We start from the raw sequence: 16,475 nt of genomic DNA, 5'->3' as shown, positions 1-16,475 counted from the left end.
GAAATTAGGTCATAGTGTAAGAGGTCTTTAATAAACAGGCTTCTTACAAGGAAATAATAATGAAAACTGCACCTCGTCTTAGCGCACACATTTTGGCTGCGTTTATTGCTTCGAGCCCTTTGGTTTATTCAACGATTAATCCCGCAAATGCACAAGATAGATTTGCCGATGTCGAAGTTAAAGCGACAGCGATAAAAGGCTCAGTGCACATGCTTACAGGTGCAGGTGGAAATATCGGCGTATCTGCTGGGGAAGACGGTGTTTTGATCATCGACGATCAATTTGCGCCGCTTGCAGAAAAGATAGCGGCCCAGCTTGGTGAGCTCGGGAGTGACAAGCCAAAGTATGTGATAAACACACATTATCACGGCGACCACACAGGCTCTAATGCGTTTTTCCACAGCCATAAAGGCGCGACCATTCTGGCACACGAAAATGTGCGTGTTCGCCTAGCTAACGATGAAAAGATAAAACCGGAAGCGCTGCCAACTATCACCTATGAAGACGGAATAAAAATTTACTTCAATGGTGAAACCCTTCACGTGATGCACTTAGCAGTAGGCCACACCGACGGCGATAGCGTAGTGTGGTTCGAGCAACCCAACGTTATGCACACCGGCGACTTGTTCTTTAATGGTCGCTTTCCCTACATCGACCAAGGTGCTGGCGGTAATGTGGAAGGCTATATGGACTCAGTAAAACAGCTGCTTGCTAAAATAGACGATGAAACCGTTATTATTCCTGGCCACGGCGACATCAGTAACAAGCAAGAATACAGCGCATTTTTAGCTATGATCTCTGAAACGTTCAGCTACGTTAAGGCACTTAAGCAAGACGGCAAAACCCTCGATGAAGTTAAATCGATGGGCTTAGACGATAAGTGGGCCGACTGGAGCTGGAATTTCATCAATGAAGAGAAGTGGATAACTACACTCTATACTGATGCCTAAATAGTATTGGTTACACTTTAATATCGAGCGAGTGTGCAGGGGAGTTTTCTTTACGACCCTGCAATTTCGTTAAAATGGCACTATCACTGGGTTTTTGAGGACTAACTTCAAAGACAATAGGTTAGGAAACGCAGGTTTACGAGCACCAAGTCTAGGGGCTAAAGCTGCCAAACGTCTACTAAGCGGTTTCTCGTATTTTAAGCTCAAAGGGTAGAACTTGGCTCGCTTGTTCAACGTCTTCGCCCTCTATTAGCGATATCAATGATTCAGCTGCCATTTCTGCCATCTTACGGCGCGGGACTGATACGGTGGTTAGGGCAGGGTAAATTGAGCGCGCAAAACTCAAGTCGTTGAAACCGCAGATATCAATATCCTTACCAGGCTTGATACCTCGTCTATTACATTCCATCACCGCGCCAGCAGCAAGCTCGTCACTCACAAAAAATAGCGCATCAGTATCCGGCCATTTATGCAGTGTTTCTGAAAGAAGCTCAGCACCAGCTTGAAATGTGGCGTCGGCTCTAGAAGAAACATATCGCTCGGCGGACAACTCAGCATTGTCCAGTGCGGTTGCCCAGCCCTGTTTTCTCAATATTGCGCGCCAATCTAAAAACAAAGAGCAAAAAGCAATGTTGCGGCGCCCTTTATCGATGAGATGTTGGGTCATAGATTGGGCTGCTAATTCGTTATTTACCCCATAGTTAATATCAAAGGGCTCACTAGAAATATCCATAATTTCGGCCACAGGCGTCCCTGTGGCTAGCAGCATTTTTCTCGTTTCTTCTGTATGGCGCGTCGAAGTAAGAATGAAGCCACTCACGTTCTGTTGAATGTAAGATTCGACAGTACGTTCCTCGCCAAGCTCGGTATAGGTCGAGTCGCCAATCATCAGTGCATAATTGGCTTTGTCGGCAACGGCCTTTACGCCTAACATCACATCGTTAAACACATTGTTTCCAAAAGACGGAAGCAATAACGCGATGGTTCTATTATTGTCTGAGCATAATGACTGGGCGGCGCGGTTCGGAATATAGTTTAGCTCTCGCGCTGCATTTTTGATCTTAAGGGCGAGTGATTTAGAAATGCCACTAGAATTATTAAGCGCGCGAGATACGGTAGTTTTGTGAACCCCCAAATGATTGGCTACGTCTGATATTTTTGTGCGTGACTTTTTTACCTTACTCATTCTTCGATCTTTTTATGTGCTGCTAGGTCCGCTAATCCGCGCGGAAGTGAGTGTTAATGTCGTGATGTTTAATTCGATATCAAAGGGCGTATAAAGTCTTCCGCCTGCTGAGAAACACACTCGAAAGTTTGTGTAACATCAATAATGAATGCGTTGTCTTTAGAAGGCAGCTCTAAGGCTGCAAACTGGCTTTCGAGCATAGCATCACCGTTAAAAAAATGCTCCCGTTGTTTTAATCGCGCACTAAGCACAGACTGTGACGCATGAAGGTAAATAAAGTGGCAGTGAGGCGCGATATCTTTGGTTAGCACGTCACGATAGGCTGAGCGCAGCGCTGAACAGCTTATAACCACGTTCCGGCCGGCGTGAATGTGTTGCTTGGCAATCATGTTTAACGTAATTAACCACTCCCATCTGTCTGCATCCTGCAGTGGTATACCTGAAGACATTTTCTCTACGTTTGCCTCGCTATGGTAACGATCTCCTTCTTCGAAAGGCATGTCAAAACGTTGGGCTAAATGCTGGCTCAATGTCGATTTTCCCGTCCCTGAAACTCCCGAAACGAAAAATACATGGCAATGGGTCATAAGCTTATCTCTTACATTAAAATTCAGGAGTACATCAAGAGCGAGTTATTTGGTCTCCATCTTACTCATAAATATTAGTTTGGAAACCGGTTGCGTTCAAGGGGTGATTATAATAGTGTTACCAGATAGCTATCTTGTATTAATAAATATTTAACATTGGCTGGGTTTTTCAACTTAGCTTGTAAAGGTAGCGGGTGATTTCCGTATTATGGCTTCGTCGACATGAAGACAATGTCACTAACAGGTACCAGAGAGCACGTATGACCGATACTTTTTCCCTTCTTTTTGTCGCCATTTGTAGCATTGTGCTTCTCACATATTTAGTTGTAGTTAGAAAAGTTCATGCTTTTATCGCTATCCTTGTGGCAGCAGCGTTTGTTGGCCTGGGTACGGGAATGCAAGCGGCCGACGTACTGGCTTCCATGCAGTCAGGCATGGGCAACACGCTGGGATTTGTAGCGACCATTGTTGGTCTTGGTGCTATGTTCGGGCAATTCTTAGAAGAATCCGGCGGCATTGATAGGCTTTCGCAAACTATCAACAATAAATTTGGTGATAAGAATAGTCAGTGGGCGGTTGTGTTAACGGGGTTTCTTGTTGCTATACCTGTCTTCTTTGAAGTGGGGCTTATCATATTAATGCCTCTTATTTATTCGTTAGCAAAGAAATCAGGAAAGTCGCTTATTTATTACGGAATCCCGCTCACAGCAGGACTCGCTGTCACTCACGCTTTTATTCCTCCAACACCAGGACCTGTAGCGGTAGCTTCAATTTTAGGGGCGGATATCGGCTTAGTCATTTTGTTCGGCTTTATCGTTGGTATTCCTTGCGCCTGTTTAGCCGGCCCAATTTACGCAACATTTTTAGCGAAACGCCTGCACGTACCTGTCCCAAACCATATCATTGAAGCTTCACATAAAAAGCCAATGGAACTCCCCAGCTTTGGTTCAGTTGCGGCGCTACTGACATTTCCGCTAGTGGCTATTCTGGTGGGTACGTTGGCAAAGTTTACGCTTTCCGAAGGTGTCTTGAAGGAGGCGTTGCTATTTATTGGGCATCCCTTTATCGCCCTGACCATTGCAACCATTGCTTGTTTTAAAGTGCTAGGGAAGAAGCAAGGCTTATCAAGCGAACAAATTAGAAACATTGCATCAAGAGGGTTAGAGCCGGTTGCCTTAGTCATACTGGTGACAGGCGCGGGTGGCATGTTTAAACAAGTGCTCATCGATTCTGGGGCGGGGCAGGTCTTCGCCGATGTTGTCGCATTATCGCCGCTCCCACCATTGGCAGCCGGGTTTCTTATCGCAATTTCAGTCAGAATTATTCAGGGCTCGGCTACGGTGGCCATGTTAACGGCTGCTGGTTTAATGGGCCCTGTAGTGCAGGAACTGGCGTTTTCACCATCAGTACTCGCCCTGATGACAATTGCAATAGCGGCAGGCGCTACGGCCATGTCTCACGTGAACGATACGGGGTTTTGGATCGTAAACCGTTATTTTGATATTTCTGTGAAAGACACGTTTGTGTCTTGGACGTGTATGGCCACCCTAATAGGTTTTATTGGGCTTTTTCTCGTACTAATGCTTGGTTTATTTGTCTAATGTCCCAAGCGGCTCAGACCCACTTGAATCGTTTTTGTGGAAACCGGTTTCAAGTTTTTGCAGCTCAAATGGCTTTAAGATTCACCATTTGAGGCATTATTACTAAACGTCTGTATATAAAGCTGCTCTACTTTATCTCGCGCCCATTGGGTTTTTCTAAGAAACTTAAGTGACGATTTAATCGAAGGATCGTTATTAAAGCAGTTCACTTTGATGCGGTAATACAATCCATCCCATCCGTAACGCTCGTGAAGTTGCGTGACGATTTTCTCTAGCGTTAAGCCATGTAAGGGATTATTAGGTTGTTGATTCATAAAGTGCCGCTGCTTGTTCTAAATTAAGACCCTATTCTAGCACGAACCCACTTGCTGCGTATCAATGCGCTAGGCTTTACTTTCAATTGTTTCACCCGTAGGTATTTGTTTTGTGTTCGGTATCAAAGGTTGGCTAGCGTCGTTCACTTTCGTCGATGGACTTCGCACTACTCTAGGCTTTCGCGGTGTTTTATAAAGCGGCCAAATAAGCTGTTCTTTCCAGTTGGCGTAAAACATACCCTCAATACCGTATTGTGCAGGATACTGTCTGGTGATTTTAGCGGTTCCAAATAGTACATCCCAGAAGAACAACAGGTTTCCATAATTACCTTTATAGTTGGTCACGCCGTCATCGGCTTTTAATCCGTGATGCGCACTATGTGTTGAAGGCGTTGATATCGTGCGTTCAATTACCCAGGCTACAGGATGTAACCACCGAATATTGTAAAGTCTCTTATCCCATTTCCACTCCGCGTGGGCGCCAGTGATAACGGTAAGTTTAATCACCAAGTAAAAGGCATAGGTCCAACCCAATCCTAGGTAAATTAGTGCACCGGAAAACCATAGCGAAGGCATAAACAGGTAATAGAAAAAGTTATTTCTGTAAATAATGCGAACGCTCATGTACTTAGCGTTATGGTGGGCTCTATGTAAGTTGTAAAGAAATCGAGTGGAATGTGAAAGCCTATGCCACCAATATTGCATCATGTCATCGAAAATCAAAAGTAGCGCTATGTGCAAGAGAATAGGGGAATCTACAAGTATTCCCTGATATTGGGGAAATGCTAGTGCCATCATTGTTGCAGAACAAAATAGAACCAGTGGCTGAGTTACAATAAATAAGAGTAACGTACCTATGAGCTCTACTTTTCCATCATCGCTCACTTCTGTCGCTTTTTTAAATAGCTTACCGTTCTTCGCTTCCAGCAAAGCAAACGTGATAAAAACCGCTAAAATTGCCCATTGATAACCCATGTAATAACTCCCACCGAGAGATTGTTGAGAGTGAATTTACATTGCGTTAACATGCGAGAATATATACTTGTATAGATTTGAATGTCATGTCTTACATTCACGGCATACAGCAAACCATTATGCCTGACGAATACGTCGAGCTTTGTTTGCCCTTTGGAACGCTAAGAACCTATGCGGCTACTTCGACCATCCACGAAAGGGGAATTAAAAACAAAGGGTTGTCTCTTGTGGTATCAGGAGAAGTAAAGATTGGTAATTATGGCCTGGACGGCAGTTATCAAATTACTACTGTATTGCGACGAGGAGATACGTTTGGCGAGTTCACATTATATGCATCACTTGCAAGAACGCATCACGCTGAAGCGCTAACGGAATGTAAAGTTTTACAAATCCCTGAACCTGCTTATCGTTCTCTCACAAGCCAACACCCAGCGATTACAGAATTCATCACCCGTTCACTGGCAATAAAGCTTCATTCGGCGCTGGAAAGGTTGGATGATATTCGACGTTTACCTACTCACGTCCAGTTAGCTAAGCTAATTTATCAATCGTATCTTACATCTAAGCACGTCTTTATACCCTTAAGGCAAAGCGATTATGCTGAAAGGTTGGGCGTTACCGTACTTACCGCACATAAATCGTTAACTAAGCTGTATGCTCTAAAGTTGATTGAAAAGCGCTACGGGGGCGTGGCTATTACCCATGTCGAGCGACTGGAAGGTTTTTTAAAAGAAAGTTCGTCACTATTACCATTGTAAGAGCGGTTAATGCGCTCCACATGCGAGAGCGCCAAAAGACCCTCCCTCAAATTTATTCCACGCCCGTGGCAACTCATGCATCAAGTATTACGCTGGCTTTAGCCCGCCTAAAATAATGTGCTGGATGTCGCTTAGCGTGCTCTCGAAGAAAGCGGGATCGCTTAAATCTTTACCAGTTACGGCTTTGATCTGCACGCTGAAATCGGCGTAATGCTGAGTAATGGCCCAAATGCTGAATATCAAGTGTATAGGATCAACAGGCTTTAGCTTACCCGCTTCAATCCATTCGATAATGACGGCGCTTTTCGCGTCCAGCAGTGTTTTGAGCGGCGTTTCTAATTCCTTTATTAAAAGAGGGGCACCTTGTACCACTTCCATACAAAAAAGCTTAGATTCAGCGGGATTGTCCCTCGACATTTCAAGTTTTACTTTAATGTAGTCGCTCAGGGTTTCTATAGGGTCTTGTTCTGCTGAAAAGCTCTGAAGAGGCGTTAACCACACATCTAAAAGGTGGGTAATAACCGATAAGTACAAACCCTCTTTACTTTTAAAGTAATACAATAAATTACTTTTTGAGACATTCGCTAACTCAGAAACTTGCTCTACCGTTGTGCCGTTAACGCCGTTTTTTGCAAACAAAGATAGCGCTGCATCCATAATACGTGTGCGCTTTTCTTGAAGCGCCTTTTCTCGCCGCTTTTGGGTTTTAGGGCTAAATGCTCTTACTGTTTTTGTATTTACTTGGTCTTCAGATTTGCTCACTACTCGATTCTTCTTAACCGGATTTCTACAATCTAGCGCATAGTTTACGCGCAGTTTTCTCACCTATAAACCCATTTGCACAAATATGCACCAATTAAGTTCAGTTGCACTGGACTGGATGTTCCAAATTGAACCAAAGGGTCTAATTTAAATTTCGATAACTCTTAAGTTGTTGAAAATTAGAGATTTAATAAATTGGCCTGCTTTATGCTGTTCACTATGTATACCGCCACTTCAATGTTTTGAATTCGGCAACCTTAAAAAAGCGGGGTAAACCGCTTAAAACGCAAACAAGCAGAGGGAACAACATGGATATAGGTGTATTTATTCCAATTGGTAACAACGGCTGGTTAATTTCTAAAAATTCGCCTCAGTTCAAACCTTCCTTCGATCTCAACAAAGAGATTGTAATGAAGGCTGAAAAGTACGATATGGATTTTGCGCTCTCTATGATCAAGCTACGAGGGTTTGGCGGTGAAACCGAATTTTGGGACTACAACTTAGAGTCGTTTACGTTAATGGCAGGCCTTGCCGCAGTTACCTCAAAAATTCAACTATATGCCACGGCTGCCACACTAGTCTTGCCGCCTGCAATCATGGCGCGCATGGCCAGTACCATCGATTCTATCTCTAACGGACGTTTTGGCGTAAACCTAGTCACTGGCTGGCAACGCCCTGAATACTCACAAATGGGTATGTGGCCGGGCGATGAATTTTTCGGTAACCGCTATGAGTATTTGGATGAATACATTCAGGTAGTCAAAGAATTATGGGAAACCGGAAAAAGCGATTTTAAAGGCGAGCATTTCCAAATGGATGATTGCCGAATGTTGCCCAAGCCACAGCGAAAAATTCCACTTATCTGTGCCGGTCAAAGCGCAGCAGGCATGGATTTCTCGGCGCGTCATGCCGACTATAATTTCTGCTTTGGTAAAGGCGTAAATACACCTACCGCTTTTGCACCAACCGCAGCGCGCTTAACTGAAGCGGCTGAAAAACACGGTCGCAGCGTAGGTTCAGCGGTACTTATCATGGTTATTGCCGATGAGACGGATGAAGCCGCCATGGCGAAATGGGAAAGCTATAAAGACGGCAAAGATCAGTCAGCGTTGGACTGGATGGCAACGCAAGGAGCTGCTGATAAGAAATCGGGTAAAGACACTAACATCCGAGACATGACCAACCCAACCTCAGCAGTAAACCTGAATATGGGTACCCTTGTTGGTTCTTACGAATCAGTCGCTTCTATGCTTGATGAAATAGCGACGGTGCCAGGCTGTGAAGGTGTACTGCTTACCTTTGATGACTTCCTTAAAGGTATGGATGATTTCGGCACTAAAATTCAGCCGTTAATGAAGTCCCGTCAGCATCTACTTGAAACATCGGGAGCCGCCTAATGTCTGCCGGTGAAGTATTTGAAGTGTCAGGGTGCTTTCAAGCGCGCCAAACAGGGCAGCCCGTACTACCAGCTAAGCCTGAACCGTTGACGTTAAACCCTGCGGAAACTGCTGTAATTGTGGTGGATTTGCAAAACGCTTATGCCAGTAAAAACGGTTACTTAGATAAAGCGGGTTTTGATGTGTCTACCACGGCACCAGTCATTGAGAATACCATTAAAGTGCTGGAAACGGCGCGGGCTGTTGGTATGCCGGTGGTGTTCTTACAAAATGGATGGGATGCCGACTATAAAGAGGCGGGCGGCCCAGGTTCGCCGAACTGGTATAAATCTAATGCCCTTAAAACCATGCGTAAACAACCAGAGCTTAAGGGCAGTTTGCTTGCCAAAGGCACTTGGGACTATGCACTCGTAGACGCATTAAAGCCTCAAGCCGACGATATCGTTATCCCTAAAACACGTTACAGCGGTTTTTATAACACCAATCTAGACAGCATGCTGCGAGCCCGCGGTATTCGCAACTTAGTGTTTACGGGCATTGCAACCAATGTGTGTGTGGAATCCACGCTGCGCGATGGCTTTCACCTGGAATATTTTGGTGTGGTGTTGGCTGATGCCGCATATCAAGCTGGTCCACCGGATATTCACGAGGCGTCACTTTTTAATATTCAAACGTTTTTCGGGTGGGTGTCTACCACCGCGCAGTTCTGTGAAGTGTTTGATGGAGCGAATTAGGCGCTTTCTTCTTAGCTTCTACTAGCCACACAGACAAAAACAACACGATAAATCAGTTAGCACGAATTGAAGTAAACCACTTATAGGCGCTAGGCAGCAATGCATAGAAAGCGCAATGAAAAGGATAAGAACATGCCAAAGAAAGCCATTATTCCAGCAGGTACATCAACGCCAATAGCCCCTTTTGTTCCAGGCTCTATGGCTGACAATATTCTGTATGTGTCAGGTACCTTACCGTTTGATGAAAACAACGACGTAGTCCACGTGGGCGATGCTGAGGCACAAACGCGCCACGTTTTAGAAACGATTAAAAGTGTTATCGAAGAAGCGGGCGGCACTATGGATGACGTCACCTTTAACTCAATTTTTATTACCGATTGGGATGACTATGCCGCGGTAAACAAGGTGTACGCCGAATACTTTCCAGGTGAAAAACCGGCGCGTTACTGCATTAAAGTTGGGCTGGTAAAACCAGAGGCCTTAATTGAAATCGCATCTGTAGCGCACATTGAGTAGACGGTTATGTTTGGACTACCCGCGAACTGCGCCCATTGGTTTTATATAGGTGAGCTTTATGCATTCTGATGCGCAGGCAGGCTACGCCCACATGAGCGGCGAAATGAACGGTGAAGTGGGCAACAAGTTACATTACGAGATTCACGGTTTGACGTCGCCTGACGCCCCCACGATTGTGTTTAGTTCTGGACTGGGCGGGGCAGCAAAATTTTGGCAGCCTCAACTGGCTGACTTTATCCAAGACTACAGAGTGATTATTTACGATCACTATGGCACGAATAAAAGTGTGGGTGACTTGCCAGAGAATTACAGCATTTCACATATGGCGGATGAACTCGCTGCATTACTTAATAAACTCGAAGTGCAAGCGTGCCATTTTGTTGGTCACGCGTTGGGCGGTTTGGTAGGGCTTCAGCTTGCGCTATCTAAACCTGAGCTTTTACAAAGTTTAGTACTGGTAAACGCATGGAGCAGTGCAAATCCGCACACATTGCGCTGCTTTAACATACGCAAAGCATTATTGGCCGCAGACAGAAAAGACATGTATCTGCAACTTCAGGCGCTGCTGCTGTTTCCGCCTGATTGGATAGCCGCAAATGCTGCCCACTTGGAAGAGGAAGAGGCCCATTCACTCAACCACTTCCCAGACGTAAACAATCTGTTTGCCCGCATTGGTGCCCTTAGTGCGTTCGATATCGATAAAAGTTTGCACACCATCACCACGCCAACGCTAGCGCTTGCCAACAAAGACGACACCTTGGTGCCGTGGCAGCGTTCACTGATGTTGGCTGAAGCTATGCCCAACGCCGAATTGTCGGTGATGGAATACGGCGGGCATGCATCAAGCATCACAAACCCAATTGCGTTTAATGAACTGCTGCGAGGGTATTTGAGGCAAGTGGCCTAAAGTACCCATGACACTGAATCAGGCTTTAGAGTGTTTTATAGCTGATGAGGCGTATGCATTGTAAACAAGCTGCAAAGCTACAGCCTCAATGACGTGATGGCTAAAAAAGCGCTAAGCGCAAAAAACCGAAAACATAGCGCAGTGTTTAAAAGATTTGATAAAACTGGAATGAATTAAAAATGACTGATACACAAAATACAGAGTTTAAAGCAACTAGCCCGCTTGACGAGGCTGGGCTAGCCCAACTCTTTACCGATGCGCATACCCACACCAAATGGCACGACAAACCTATTTCAGAAGACGTGTTGAAACAGCTGTACGACTTAGTAAAAGTAGGCTCGACATCGGCGAATTGTAGCCCAGCGCGATTTGTTTTCATTACCTCAGCTGAAGGGAGAGAAAAACTTAAACCTTGCCTTTCAAGCGGTAACGTTGAGCAAACCATGACTGCACCTTGTACGGTTATAGTGGCCTACGACGAAGAGTTCTACGAAGAGCTTCCTATGTTATTCCCTTATGCAGATGCGAAAAGCTGGTTTACTTCAAGCCCGGAAGCGGCCAATGAGACTGCCATGCGCAATAGCTCTATGCAAGGGGCTTACTTAATAAGCGCCGTTCGTGCCTTAGGCCTTGACGCTGGCGCCATGTCTGGTTTCAACCCCACATTACTCAACGAGACTTTCTTTTCAGATAGCACGTGGAAGGTGAATTTCTTACTGAACATTGGCTACGGCGATAAAGAGAAATTACATAAACGCTTGCCTCGTTTAAGTTTCGAGCAAGCCTGCCAAATCGTGTAACGCCAACTTAAAGGATATTTGTATGACTATTACAGCAATAAAAAACGCAGTAACAGAAGTGCTTCCCCCGGTAACTCCCGAAGCTTATCGAGAAGGTATGTCGAGTTTAGCGGCAGCGGTAAACGTCGTTACAACCATTGGCCCAGAAGGGCGTGCAGGCTTTACGGCGACCGCCGTATGTAGTGTAAGCGATACTCCTGCAACTTTGCTGGTTTGTTTGAATCGCGGTGCGTCTGTACATCAGGTTTTCAAAAACAGCACGCATTTGGTTATCAACACCCTTACCTCACAGCATCAGTTAATTTCAAACACATTCGGTGGTAAAGCGCCCATGAACGAACGCTTTGAAATTGGTGATTGGGTTGAATCGACGACCGGCTGCCCAAGACTTGCCGATGCTGCAGTAAGCTTCGATTGCATAATTACAGACGTTAAAAGTGTGGCCACTCACGACGTTATTTTTTGCCAGGTGGTGGATATCAAGCAAGACCCAGAAGCCGACGCGCTTTTATATTATCAGCGCGGCTATCACAGCGCGTGCAAAGACGCATAATTAAAGGATTAGACAAATAATGAAAGTAGTAGGCCACTTTATTAACGGTGAAACCTGTACCCCAAAGGGGCGCATGCAAGATGTTTATAACCCCGCGACGGGCGAGGCAGAAAAACTGGTTTTACTGGCGTCAAAAGCGACGGTAAACGACGCTATCGTCAGCGCGCAAAATGCGTTTGTTGAGTGGCGTAATACGCCAGTGAGTAAGCGCGCTCGCGTTATGTTCAAATTTAAAAGCTTACTTGAAGAGCATGCCGATAAAGTTATTGCTTTAATTGGTGCGGAGCACGGCAAGATAAGCCACGACGCGGCAGGCGAATTACAGCGCGGTATCGAGAATGTTGAGTTTGCCTGTGGTGCACCCCAGTTGTTAAAGGGCGAGCACAGTAAAAATGTTGGGCCAAGCATAGACTCTTGGAGCGAGTTTCAGCCTCTTGGCGTGGTGGCGGGAATTACACCATTTAACTTTCCGGCCATGGTGCCCCTTTGGATGTTTCCGCTTGCCATTGTATGCGGCAACACCTTTGTTTTAAAACCCTCTGAGCGAGATCCAAGCTGCGCCATTTACTTAGCCAAGCTACTCAAAGAAGCAGGGCTACCCGACGGCGTTTTTAACGTTATAAATGGCGACAAAGAAGCGGTTGCTCAAATACTAGATGACGAGCGCATTAAAGCGGTGAGTTTTGTGGGTTCAACGCCCATCGCCGAATACATCTATTCGAAAGCCAATGCTAATGGCAAGCGCTGCCAAGCATTAGGTGGCGCTAAAAACCACGCTATTGTGATGCCCGATGCCGACATCGACAACGCAGTGAATCAGCTTTTAGGTGCTGCTTTTGGCTCGTCAGGCGAGCGCTGCATGGCATTATCGGTCGTGGTTGCCGTAGGTGACAAAGTGGCAGATGAAATTGTAGATAAAATGCAATCAGCCATGGAAAGCTTAAAAGTAGGGTCTTTTGACGATGCGACTAACGATTTCGGCCCGCTTATTACACTTCAGCACAAAGAGAAAGTAGAAGGCTACATAACCAATGCGGCTGAGCAAGGGGCTGATGTAGTCGTTGATGGCAGAAACCCTAGCGTAAAAGGCTACGAAACGGGGTTCTTCTTAGGTGCAACGCTTATCGACAAGGTTACGCCGGAAATGGCCAGCTACAAAGCTGAGATTTTTGGCCCTGTACTACAAGTTATGCGCGTTAAAAGCATGGAACAAGCCATGCAGCTTATTGACAGCCACGAATACGGCAATGGTACGTGTATTTTCACCCGAGATGGCGAGGCTGCCCGCTACTTCTCAGACAATATCCAAGTGGGCATGGTAGGCATAAACGTACCGCTGCCAGTGCCCGTGTCTTATCACAGCTTTGGTGGTTGGAAGCGCTCACTCTTTGGTGACCTTCACGCATACGGCCCGGATGGCGTACGCTTTTACACCAAACGCAAAACCATTACTCAACGTTGGCCTTCAAGCAGCATTCGAGAAGGAGTGAGCTTTTCATTTCCAAGTTAATGTCATGGCGTATTGACCTTGATTAACCATAAATGACCATAAGTACTTTACTCACGCCAGGTAACTATTATGCCTTTATGACAAATAGTTGCTCGCAGCAGGTAAAAGAACAGAGATTTAGGCTCAGCCATGAGCCATCAATAATAACAATTTAAAACCGCAAGCCTTTGGCAGTTCCTCTCCAGTCCTGCCTTAGGTTTGCACCCCAGTGGCAATCGATATGCAGTTCACGTCGACCGTTACTCTTATAAAAATATCGGGACAACACCGCCGCAAGGCTTGTTAAAAAGAACTATAAACGAGAGTAAAACATGCATACGTTAAACACACACAAGCGTCTGCTGGCGTTAACCGTAGCTATGGCGTTAAGTACGCCAGCGGCCTTTGCTGCAGAGAATGTTTGGGAAAGTATTGAAGTTACCGCGCAAAAGCGCAACGAGAATATAAGCGATGTAGGGATCGCTATTACTGCGTTTTCTGGTGAACAATTAGAGGCGCTTGGCCTTGAAAGCAGTACTGAGCTTATCGCGTTTACCCCTGGCGTATCGTTGGCCGGTGATATCGGTGGTCAGCGTGCTATTTTCAATATTCGAGGCGTGGTGCAAAACGATTACGCTGACTTGGCGGAAGCGCCGGTGGCGGTATACGTTGACGGTGGCTATTTAGCCAGTACCCAAGCACAAACCTTTGGTTTATTCGATGTGGCTCGCATCGAAATTCTTAAAGGCCCACAGGGAACATTATTCGGAAGAAATGCCACAGGCGGACTGGTTAATACGGTCACCGCCAAGCCTACTGCAGATACAGAAGGCTACGCGGAATTTACTGCCGCACGTTTCGAACAATACCGCTTCGAAGGGGCGATATCAGGCGAAATAGCAGACGGCATTTATGGTCGCTTTTCTGGGTTTACCAATCAACAAGGTGAGATACTAGAGAATATTTATGAAGACGGTGCTGCACCCGATACCCGTTTAGGCTCTGTGGGAGGCGGGGAAGATGGGTACAACGATGATACCAAAGCATTTCGTGCTCAACTGCTGTTTGATATTGGTGAGGAAGGCTCGCTGCTACTAAGCGGTAACTGGTCTGATACAACCAAAAGTGAAGGCCCTTATCAGGTGGTCAATACCACAGAAGTAAAAGATGCCGACGGCAATGTAATTGACGTTATTTATGCTGCTGACGACCCGCTAGGCTGTGACACTATTCAATCTGGTGTGTGCGTAGACGGCAACTTCAATGGCGACCCTTTCCGTCCTGTGCAAGGCGGCGACTTCAACGGTAACTTCGACCCTGATGGTTCGGGTAATAAAGTAAATAAAGACTTCGCTTTTGATGATCAAAACAAAATCAAATCGAAAGGGCTTGCAGCAACATTAGACTATGCCTTCGAAGAATTCGATTTCTTCGCCATGTCTGATTATAAAGAATTTAAACGTACCGTTGGCCTCGACTCCGACCAAACCGCGTCACCCGAACTTATTTTCCAGTCCAACAGCACCATAGAGCAGTTTAGCCAAGAGTTTCGCTTTTCTGGTGAAACTGCTGACTTGAAATGGGTTGGGGGGCTTTATTATCTGTCTATCGATACAGACTATAGCCAAGGCTTGGCGGGTTCACCCACCACCTTTTTCTTGGGCGGTGAAGAAAATAACACTTTAGTGTTTCTTGAAACCGAGTCTTATTCTGTATTTGGGCAAATAGACTATAGCTTGACTGACGACCTTGTTCTGGTTGGTGGCTTACGCTATACCCGTGAAGATAAAGACTTTGTGGGTAATGTGTATCAAAACGAGAATACTAACGACCGCGTCATTGAAATTGATACCACAACAACATCTTTAGAAACTTTGGTCGATTCTAACGATCAAAACCTGTGGTCGGCCAAGCTACAGCTGGAATACAGTGTGGGTAATAGCTTGTACTATGCAGGCATCAATCGGGGCGTAAAAGCGGGGAGTTTCAATGCCCCGCTTCAAGGAGGTTTCAGCTTATACGAACCTGAAGAGCTTACTGCGTATGAAGCGGGTTTAAAGCACAGTTTTATGCAGGGAAGCGGCGTTTTTAATGCCAATGTTTTTTATTATGACTACAGCGATTACCAGTCGTTTTCGTGGGTGAATAATGCGGGGGTGGTGTCAAACGAAGAAGCCTCATTTAGCGGCGTTGAATTAGAAGTGTTCTTAACCCCGACAGACAGCTTAGATGTAATGGTTAACTTTTCATATACCGATGCAGTGGTTGAAGACTTAGAAGTGGCTTCTGGGTACTTTGCTGATACAACACCGCCATTTACACCAGAGTATCAAGCGTCTGCCATGCTTCGCTATAACTGGGACGCCTTCGACGGCAATATGGCAGCCCAACTGTCAGCCAATTATCAGTCGGAAACCTTTCATAATGCGCGGAATTTTACCGCTCATGAAATTGATAGATATGCCACGGCTGATACTCGTTTAACCTGGGTAGACGCTGAGGACAAATGGCTAATAGCGGCTTATATAGATAACCTGTTTGACTCAGACCATGAACTAATTGGCTTTGACGTAACTGGTTTTTATGGAACCAGCCAGATTTCCTATGCGAAGCCTAGGACGTATGGCGTAACGGTAAGACGTAATTTCTAATTAGCGTAGTTGCGCTTTATTTAACAATATAAAGCGTATTACCTACTTCTAAAAAGAAACGTGCGTAGCTAACCTAAATACCGACGTAGCAAAACGGTATTTAGGTTTTGCGTTAACAAAGCGCGCGAAGCGGCAGTATTTTTGCTTTTCTTTTTTGCTAGGGGCTGTTGACCTTTGTTGTACACCAAAGATCAGCAAGCCCCAATAAAGGTTAGCAGCGAGCCTCTAATCTAATCGTTACGCCGTTGAGAGCGCTGATGCATTTTTTAACCTACCGCTTTGCCGAGCATGACGC

At 45.6% G+C, this 16,475-nt stretch carries 16 protein-coding genes; 11 read left to right on the top strand and 5 right to left on the bottom strand.

Features of this window, described 5'->3' with window-relative positions; translation table 11 throughout:
• Positions 1 to 59: 59 nt before the first annotated feature.
• Positions 60 to 950, top strand: a complete 891-nt coding sequence (locus RJ41_RS01295) for an MBL fold metallo-hydrolase (protein ID WP_039216384.1) — start codon at positions 60 to 62, stop codon at positions 948 to 950.
• A gap of 178 nt (positions 951 to 1,128) precedes the next feature.
• On the opposite strand, the gene RJ41_RS01290 is transcribed toward RJ41_RS01295, so the two are convergent.
• Both RJ41_RS01290 and RJ41_RS01285 read right to left on the bottom strand, forming a co-directional pair.
• On the bottom strand, positions 1,129 to 2,136 hold the full coding sequence (locus RJ41_RS01290) for a LacI family DNA-binding transcriptional regulator (protein ID WP_039216383.1): 1,008 nt from the start codon (positions 2,134 to 2,136) through the stop codon (positions 1,129 to 1,131).
• Positions 2,137 to 2,204: 68 nt separating this feature from the next.
• Positions 2,205 to 2,723 carry a gluconokinase gene (locus tag RJ41_RS01285; protein WP_039216382.1) on the bottom strand — a complete coding sequence of 173 codons (519 nt, stop codon included), beginning with the start codon at positions 2,721 to 2,723 and terminating at the stop codon, positions 2,205 to 2,207.
• A 260-nt stretch (positions 2,724 to 2,983) separates the two neighbouring features.
• Between RJ41_RS01285 and RJ41_RS01280 the strand changes: the two genes are divergently transcribed.
• Positions 2,984 to 4,324: a GntP family permease gene (locus RJ41_RS01280; RefSeq protein ID WP_039216381.1), complete on the top strand. Its 1,341-nt coding sequence runs from the start codon at positions 2,984 to 2,986 to the stop codon at positions 4,322 to 4,324.
• A 74-nt stretch (positions 4,325 to 4,398) separates the two neighbouring features.
• Here the strand turns inward: RJ41_RS01280 and RJ41_RS01275 are convergent, their stop codons facing one another.
• A complete protein-coding gene (locus tag RJ41_RS01275) occupies positions 4,399 to 4,638 on the bottom strand; it encodes a VF530 family protein (RefSeq protein WP_014950784.1) in 240 nt (79 codons plus the stop codon).
• A 69-nt stretch (positions 4,639 to 4,707) separates the two neighbouring features.
• Positions 4,708 to 5,613, bottom strand: coding sequence for a sterol desaturase family protein (locus tag RJ41_RS01270; protein WP_039216380.1), 906 nt, complete (start codon positions 5,611 to 5,613; stop codon positions 4,708 to 4,710).
• A gap of 86 nt (positions 5,614 to 5,699) precedes the next feature.
• Between RJ41_RS01270 and RJ41_RS01265 the strand changes: the two genes are divergently transcribed.
• Positions 5,700 to 6,371 (top strand): Crp/Fnr family transcriptional regulator, encoded by a 672-nt coding sequence (locus RJ41_RS01265; RefSeq protein ID WP_039216379.1) that lies wholly within the window; start codon positions 5,700 to 5,702, stop codon positions 6,369 to 6,371.
• A gap of 87 nt (positions 6,372 to 6,458) precedes the next feature.
• On the opposite strand, the gene rutR is transcribed toward RJ41_RS01265, so the two are convergent.
• Complete coding sequence (gene rutR / locus RJ41_RS01260) at positions 6,459 to 7,133, bottom strand: HTH-type transcriptional regulator RutR (RefSeq protein ID WP_039216378.1); 675 nt, start codon at positions 7,131 to 7,133, stop codon at positions 6,459 to 6,461.
• Positions 7,134 to 7,441: 308 nt separating this feature from the next.
• Here rutR and rutA point away from each other — a divergent pair, with 308 nt between their 5' ends.
• The 8 genes from rutA (at position 7,442) to RJ41_RS01220 (ending at position 16,180) form a co-directional block, all read left to right on the top strand.
• Positions 7,442 to 8,530, top strand: a complete 1,089-nt coding sequence (rutA, locus tag RJ41_RS01255; RefSeq protein WP_039216377.1) for a pyrimidine utilization protein A — start codon at positions 7,442 to 7,444, stop codon at positions 8,528 to 8,530.
• A complete protein-coding gene (gene rutB, locus RJ41_RS01250) occupies positions 8,530 to 9,264 on the top strand; it encodes a pyrimidine utilization protein B (RefSeq protein ID WP_039216376.1) in 735 nt (244 codons plus the stop codon). The genes rutA and rutB overlap by 1 nt, the downstream gene beginning before the upstream one ends.
• A gap of 132 nt (positions 9,265 to 9,396) precedes the next feature.
• Positions 9,397 to 9,780, top strand: coding sequence for a pyrimidine utilization protein C (gene rutC, locus RJ41_RS01245; RefSeq protein WP_039216428.1), 384 nt, complete (start codon positions 9,397 to 9,399; stop codon positions 9,778 to 9,780).
• Positions 9,781 to 9,838: 58 nt separating this feature from the next.
• A complete protein-coding gene (gene rutD / locus RJ41_RS01240; RefSeq protein ID WP_205622697.1) occupies positions 9,839 to 10,687 on the top strand; it encodes a pyrimidine utilization protein D in 849 nt (282 codons plus the stop codon).
• A 179-nt stretch (positions 10,688 to 10,866) separates the two neighbouring features.
• Positions 10,867 to 11,487, top strand: coding sequence for a malonic semialdehyde reductase (locus RJ41_RS01235; protein WP_039216375.1), 621 nt, complete (start codon positions 10,867 to 10,869; stop codon positions 11,485 to 11,487).
• A gap of 22 nt (positions 11,488 to 11,509) precedes the next feature.
• Positions 11,510 to 12,040 carry a flavin reductase gene (locus RJ41_RS01230; RefSeq protein WP_039216374.1) on the top strand — a complete coding sequence of 177 codons (531 nt, stop codon included), beginning with the start codon at positions 11,510 to 11,512 and terminating at the stop codon, positions 12,038 to 12,040.
• Positions 12,041 to 12,059: 19 nt separating this feature from the next.
• Complete coding sequence (locus RJ41_RS01225) at positions 12,060 to 13,550, top strand: CoA-acylating methylmalonate-semialdehyde dehydrogenase (RefSeq protein ID WP_039216373.1); 1,491 nt, start codon at positions 12,060 to 12,062, stop codon at positions 13,548 to 13,550.
• Positions 13,551 to 13,861: 311 nt separating this feature from the next.
• Positions 13,862 to 16,180, top strand: a complete 2,319-nt coding sequence (locus RJ41_RS01220; protein ID WP_039216372.1) for a TonB-dependent receptor — start codon at positions 13,862 to 13,864, stop codon at positions 16,178 to 16,180.
• The last annotated feature ends 295 nt before the right edge of the window (positions 16,181 to 16,475 follow it).

Origin of the sequence: Alteromonas marina (assembly GCF_000808575.1) — a bacterium.
GTDB lineage: Bacteria > Pseudomonadota > Gammaproteobacteria > Enterobacterales > Alteromonadaceae > Alteromonas > Alteromonas marina_A.
This window is presented reverse-complemented; position numbering and strand designations above follow the sequence as displayed.